This is a genomic window from Acinetobacter lwoffii, assembly GCF_024129435.1.
Taxonomy (GTDB): domain Bacteria; phylum Pseudomonadota; class Gammaproteobacteria; order Pseudomonadales; family Moraxellaceae; genus Acinetobacter; species Acinetobacter lwoffii_F.
The window spans coordinates 255441-262136 of record NZ_JAMXXN010000001.1; the positions used below are offsets into that span (position 1 = coordinate 255441).

The window sequence follows — 6696 nt, forward strand, 5'->3', positions numbered from 1 at the left end:
ATGGGAATTTTATTTCAATTTCAAAGTTCTGTAATCAAAATGGGATGATATTCATCCCATTTTGTGTATTCCTGCACTATTGTTTCACAACTTGCGTTTTTGCGAGTTTATCGTGCAAGGTTTGACGTTTTTTGCCCAACCCGAAGGCCCAGTCAATAATTAAACTCAGTGGCATAAATACAATATTTAAAAATATGAAAAATACGCTACGAATAGTGAAGGCGCGTAACAGGCTGGTCTTTTCACCTGATTCGGCATCTACAATTTTGATTTTTGTCAGCTTTTTACCAATACTTTGGCCTGATTTGGCAATCAGAAAGGCTTGAATGGCCAGCATGATAATCAAATAGACCGCTGTGGCAAGCCACGCCTGCTGAGAAAACATCTCAAACATTTGAGTCTGTAATTGCTGAGCCATTGCAGGATCTGCATCGCTACTCAGCACAACATTCATGAATTCTTCATTCAGTTGAGCAAACCGGGTTTCCTGTTCAGGCGTAAAAAAAGCAGTCAAAATGAAGGTTGCTGGTAGCCACAGTAATACGTCTACAATTTTGGCCAGGATGCGGCTTGGAATACTGGCAAGTTCATTTTTTTGAGTTGCTGTTTGAGTATGAGGCTGTGAGTAGGCCGAAGTCGTTGGTTGGCTATTCTGGAATACCGGCGTTTCAGGTGTGACTGCTGGAGCGACATAACCTTCGGGTTGATATACCGATTTTCCTTGGGTAAGTTCACCTAAGGCTTTCCACTCGGTCATGCCTTGATGCCATGCCAGGTCAGTCAGCATGACTTGTTGATTCGCCAGCATCTGATTCAATTGCTCGAGCGTATATGGACCAGCTTGTTGATTGTTTCGGGCCAAGTAAATCTGCATATAGACTGAATCTCAATATATAAATGTGAACTGATAATAGCTTTGATCAAGATTGTATTGAATTCTGTTTTGAAAACAAACATCCTCTCATCGTAAGATATAGATTAATTGAGGATTTTCAATCATATTTGTCATTAAAAATGAGCCCATACAAAATTGCAAGGATCTGCATTCTTAAAAATATCTTCCTGAACATTCGATGGTTATTTATTATTATTGCCATTTTGATATGACTTTACTGTTGGTATTTGTTTGTCATTACAGTCTTTATGTGTTGATAAGCGTTGATTTAATTATATTTATAAATTCAATTGTTTAGCTTGTGATTGGGTCTTTAGTTATCAATTTTCAAACAATAAATCATAATATCTATCTCATAAAAAAGACCCTATCAAAGGGTCTTTTTTATTCACAATTGCTTATGCTTTTTGCACTTTTTCTTCAGCCAGGAAGAACCAAGTCTCAAGTACCGAGTCTGGGTTTAAAGACACAGAGTCGATACCTTGTTCCATTAACCATTGTGCAAGATCTGGATGATCAGAAGGACCTTGACCACAAATACCGACATATTTGCCAGCTTTACGACATGCTTGAATTGCAAGAGAAAGCAACGCCTTAACTGCAGGGTCGCGCTCATCAAATAGGTGAGAGACAATACCCGAGTCACGGTCAAGACCAAGCGTTAATTGTGTCAAGTCGTTTGAACCAATAGAGAAACCATCGAAATGTTCAAGGAATTGATCTGCCAATAAAGCATTGGTTGGAAGTTCACACATCATGATCACTTTAAGGCCGTTTTCACCGCGCTTAAGACCATTTAATGCAAGAAGTTCAATTACACGTTTCGCTTCAGCAACAGTACGAACAAATGGAATCATGATCTGGATATTGGTTAAACCCATTTCATCACGTGCCTTTTTCAATGCACGACATTCAAGTTCGAAGCAATCACGAAAGTTATCAGAAACGTAGCGACTTGCACCACGGAAACCTAGCATCGGGTTTTCTTCTTCTGGCTCGTATAACTTACCACCGATCAAGTTTGCATATTCGTTAGACTTGAAGTCTGACATACGAACAATGACTGGCTTGTCTGCAAATGCAGCAGCAAGTGTCGAGATACCTTCAACCAGTTTCTCTACATAGAATTCAATTGGAGATGCATAACCTGCAGTACGCGCCATGACTGCTGCACGTGTTTCACGTGGAAGGCTGTCAATATTGATTAATGCTTTCGGGTGAACACCAATCATACGGTTAATAATGAATTCAAGACGCGCCAGACCAATACCTGCGTTTGGAATTTGAGCAAAGTCAAATGCACGATCCGGGTTACCCACGTTCATCATTACTTTAAATGGAAGAGCAGGCATAGACTCAATTGAATTCTTTTGAATTTCAAAATCTAGTGCGCCTTCATAGATAAAGCCAGTATCACCTTCAGCACAAGACACAGTCACTTCCTGACCGTCTACAAGAACTTCAGTTGCATTACCACAACCCACGATTGCAGGAACACCAAGCTCACGTGCAATAATTGCTGCGTGACAAGTACGACCACCACGGTTTGTTACAATCGCAGCTGCACGTTTCATGACTGGTTCCCAATCCGGGTCAGTCATATCAGATACAAGAACATCACCGTCTTGTACTTTGTCCATTTCTTTAATAGACGTCACAATGCGGACTTTACCAGAACCAATGCGTTGACCGATTGAACGGCCTTCACAGATCACAGTACCGCGTTGTTTCAACAGGTAGCGTTCCATGGTGCCGACATTTTCACGGCTTTTTACAGTTTCAGGACGCGCCTGAACGATGTAAATCTTGCCATCATCGCCATCTTTTGCCCACTCGATGTCCATTGGTGCACCGTAGTGGTTTTCAATGATCAGCGCTTGTTTAGCAAGTTCTTGTAATTCCTGGTCGTTTAAAGCGAACTGTTGGCGTTCAGCTTTTTCAACATCCACGACAACGACAGATTTACCTGCAGATGCTTCTTCACCATAAATCATTTTCTGGTGCTTAGAACCCAGGTTGCGACGAAGGATCGCGTGTCGGCCTGCATTTAAAAGCGGTTTAGAAATATAGAATTCGTCCGGGTTAACTGCACCTTGAACGACCATTTCACCCAAACCATAAGATGCAGTAATGAATACTGCATCACGGAAGCCTGATTCAGTATCTAGCGTAAACATCACACCTGCAGCGCCAGTTTCTGAACGAACCATGCGTTGTACACCAGCAGACAGGGCAACTACATCATGGGCAAAGTTTTGGTGTACACGGTATGAGATTGCGCGGTCGTTGTACAAAGATGCAAACACTTCTTTGATTGCGATCAGAACGTTATCGATACCACGAATGTTCAAGAAAGTTTCTTGCTGGCCGGCAAAAGAAGCATCCGGCAAATCTTCTGCAGTTGCAGAAGAACGAACGGCAACCGCGATGTCAGGGTTGCCGTTAGAAAGTTCTGCAAATGCTGTACGAACTTCTTGTTCTAATGCAGGCGTAAGTGGAGTATCCACAATCCATTGACGAATTTTTGCGCCAGTTTCAGCAAGTGCATTTACATCATCAACATTGAGTGCAGCAAGCTCTGCATTGATTTTAGCGTTTAGGCCACTTTGCTCGAGAAATTCACGGTAGGCATCGGCAGTCGTTGCGAAACCACCTGGCACAGATACACCAGCATTTGATAAGTGGCTGATCATTTCGCCTAGTGATGAGTTTTTCCCACCGACCAGCTCAACGTCGTGCTTCCCTAATTTTTCCAGACCAATTACGCGCGCTTCCAAAGTTGTTACTCCACTTTTGCAGTATTAATCACTATCTCGGCATGAGAGTATAGCAAATCATCTAGGTTTTTGATTTTACTAAGCGACAGTCATGTAAGATCGGTTTACTATAAAGATTATATAGCACTAAGACAAATGTTGGAGGAGAATTTTAATGTCGGAAGGTAAACAAATTCAGCGTAGTGTTTTCTTTATTTCAGATGGTACCGCCATCACCGCTGAAACCCTTGGACACTCGCTGTTAGCGCAGTTTCCGCATGTGAAATTTGACATTCATATTATCCCTTACATTAGTTCCGAAGAAGCGGCTACAAATGTGGTGGCAGAGATCAATGCAAGAGCTCAAATCGACGGTGAAAAACCGCTGGTATTTGATACCCTAGTTGATCCCTATGTGCGCGACATTATTAATACTGCAAATGCAGTAAATCTCGATGTATTTGAAGGGCTTATTAGTAAGTTGGCTGATGAATTAGGCACGATTCCTACAACTTTAGTCGGGCAGACCCACGCGGTGACCGACTCTGAGTCTTATAAGGCCCGTATTGATGCTGTTCATTTTGCTTTAGATAACGACGACGGCGCACGTACCCGTCATTATGATAAAGCTGACCTGATCCTGATTGGTGTATCGCGTTCAGGTAAAACCCCGACCTCTATTTATCTGTCTTTGCAGTTCGGTATTCGCGTGGCGAACTATCCACTGACTGAAGAAGATTTGGATGATAACCGACTGCCAGCCGTGCTGCGACCGCATAAAAACAAGCTGTTTGGCCTGATGATTGATGCGGAACGCCTTGTGGCCATTCGTTCTGAGCGTAAGGCCAATAGCCGTTATGCCAGCTTTAGTCAGTGTCAGATGGAGTTGCGTGCGATTGAAGGAATTTATATTTCGGAAGGCATCAAGTACCTGAATGTGTCTGAAATGTCGATTGAAGAAATCTCAACACGTGTGTTGCAAATGACCGGTTTAAAACGTCGAATCGGTTAAGAAACCAGCCAGAGCCAAACTGCGGTTTGGCTTTGATTTATAGCTAAAAATTACAAGTAAGCATTGATTAATCGAAATAATGTATGAATTTTATAATTCTAAGAAAATACCAATTATCATATTCTGAAATATAAAAGAGTCTTCTTTGCTCATTTTGTTGAATAAATCATCATGTCGGTTCTTGATACGTAAATAAAAATCTCATTATCAGCTTACCAATTTTTCATTTTTACTCGCCAGCGTGAGTTATTTTTCTGCTAAATAAGTATGAATAATGATATCGACCGGATGCTGTTCACCATTGATGCAATGAATCGTATTTTCCGAAATTTTTAAAATTGGCCAAGTAATCAGCTGGCAATTTTCACGCTGTAGGGCAGCATAATAATGATCTGATTTCAGATAAATTTTACGGGAAGATGCAAGATTTGGCATTAACTGGCGTCTTAGCCACAAATTCTGCACCTGATTTTCTAAAAACCGCAGAGAAAGCAAGCTTTTAATGCGGTTGTTAAATAAGCGGCGATTTTTACCAATCAATGGGTGATTAATAATTCGTTGCAGAATTCGGTCGGAACCGGGCAGTACAAAAGCAGGATTAATCTGGAAAACTTTTACCGAACGGGCATGTTGACTGATTTTATCCAGCTGGCTCACGGTAAACTGATCTGTGCCAATAATAGCAATATCTTTATCTGCATAATCCAATTCTAACAGTTCGGAGGAGGGCACTTTAATTCCATTAAACTGCTGAAAATGTTCGGGGCGATTTTCAAAAATACCAGCGTGTGGATCCTGCTTGGTAGACATTAGAATTCCTTGAATTTATTTAATAATTAATTTTCTTTGTATGAGATATAAACAAAAACTCAAGCCAGGGTAAAGTGAAAAATTTAACTTAGACAGTCATCTATTTGAGCAAAATATAAAATCTGATTTTATTGAAGACTGAATAGATTTACACGCGATCCAAAAGGAATGACTTTTAACTTGCTGAGATGGATGAAGGAAAAGAAGTGAAGTGTTCGTTTAGGGAAGAAGTTTTTTAATGGAGGAGGTCGATAGAAATGCTTTTACTGATATATTTCTTTTGGTCATGTACTAGCTCAAACCTGATCTGACAGTTACCTGATTTTTATTGTGCCTGTCAGGTTAAATTTGAGCTAAATTCTTCTCAGCCCAAATTTGTTTTCCATCAAGTAAAGTTTCAAATGGTGTACGACCACAGCAGATTTTTCCTTGATGAGTCCGTTCAGTATTATAGAATTTCAGCCAGTCGTCTAAATCCGTCTGCAACTCTTCTAGCGTGCTATAAAGCTTTTTCCTAAATGTAATTTGATAAAACTCCTGCAGTATTGTTTTATGGAAGCGTTCACAGATCCCATTCGTTTGTGGTGAAGCTGCTTTTGTCTTCGTGTGATCAATGTCATTGAGCGCTAGATACAACTCATAGTCATGTTGTTCCACCTTACCGCAATACTCGGTTCCTCTGTCTGTAAGAATGCGAAGCATTGGTAAATCCTGGGATTGATAGAAAGGTAATACACGATCATTGAGCAAATCAGCCGCTGTAATCGGTGTTTTGGTTGTATAGAGCTTGCAATGAACGACCTTGCTATAAGTATCGATAAATGTTTGCTGGTAGATCCGTCCAACACCCTTGAGATTCCCGACATAAAAGGTGTCTTGTGCACCTAAATAGCCTGGATGAGCAGTTTCGATTTCACCACACGCCACATCATCTTCATGCTTACGCTCAAGTGCAGCAATCTGATGATCATTTAGTACGATACCATCCTGTGCCACTTTAGCTTCGAGTGCTTTTAAACGCTTCTTAAAGTTCTCCAAATCATGGCGGAGCCAAATAGAACGAACACCACTCCCTGAAACAAATACACCTTTCTTGCGCAATTCGTTACTGGTACGATGCTGACCATAAGCTGGATATTGAATTGCGAAATCAATAACAGCCTGTTCAGTAGCATCATCTACACGGTTTTTTAAATTTGGTACTCGACGGGATTTATTGATCA

Annotated in this window: 5 protein-coding genes; 1 reads left to right on the forward strand and 4 read right to left on the reverse strand. The window is 40.9% G+C overall.

Features of this window, described 5'->3' with window-relative positions:
* Positions 1-76 precede the first annotated feature (76 nt).
* The gene (locus NI455_RS01300) at positions 77-874 is read right to left on the reverse strand and encodes an RDD family protein (RefSeq protein WP_253112036.1); all 798 of its coding nucleotides are present in this window, start codon (positions 872-874) and stop codon (positions 77-79) included.
* Positions 875-1293: 419 nt separating this feature from the next.
* Positions 1294-3672 (reverse strand): phosphoenolpyruvate synthase, encoded by a 2379-nt coding sequence (ppsA, locus tag NI455_RS01305; RefSeq protein ID WP_004278782.1) that lies wholly within the window; start codon positions 3670-3672, stop codon positions 1294-1296.
* A gap of 154 nt (positions 3673-3826) precedes the next feature.
* Here ppsA and ppsR point away from each other — a divergent pair, with 154 nt between their 5' ends.
* On the forward strand, positions 3827-4663 hold the full coding sequence (ppsR, locus tag NI455_RS01310; RefSeq protein WP_004278781.1) for a posphoenolpyruvate synthetase regulatory kinase/phosphorylase PpsR: 837 nt from the start codon (positions 3827-3829) through the stop codon (positions 4661-4663).
* A 246-nt stretch (positions 4664-4909) separates the two neighbouring features.
* Here ppsR and NI455_RS01315 read toward each other — a convergent pair whose 3' ends face one another.
* Together NI455_RS01315 and NI455_RS01320 are read right to left on the reverse strand one after the other, a co-directional pair.
* On the reverse strand, positions 4910-5473 hold the full coding sequence (locus NI455_RS01315; protein ID WP_153566254.1) for an NAD(P)/FAD-dependent oxidoreductase: 564 nt from the start codon (positions 5471-5473) through the stop codon (positions 4910-4912).
* Positions 5474-5815: 342 nt separating this feature from the next.
* Positions 5816-6696: IS481 family transposase (locus NI455_RS01320; RefSeq protein WP_253112038.1), on the reverse strand; the 881-nt coding region annotated here is incomplete at its 5' end.

What these genes read in the sequence shown, in the direction of transcription:
- NI455_RS01300 (WP_253112036.1), bottom strand. Translation starts at nt 874, where the DNA reads ATGCAGATTTACTTGGCCCGAAACAATCAACAAGCTGGTCCATATACG.
- ppsR (WP_004278781.1), top strand. Translation starts at nt 3,827, where the DNA reads ATGTCGGAAGGTAAACAAATTCAGCGTAGTGTTTTCTTTATTTCAGAT.
- NI455_RS01315 (WP_153566254.1), bottom strand. Translation starts at nt 5,473, where the DNA reads ATGTCTACCAAGCAGGATCCACACGCTGGTATTTTTGAAAATCGCCCC.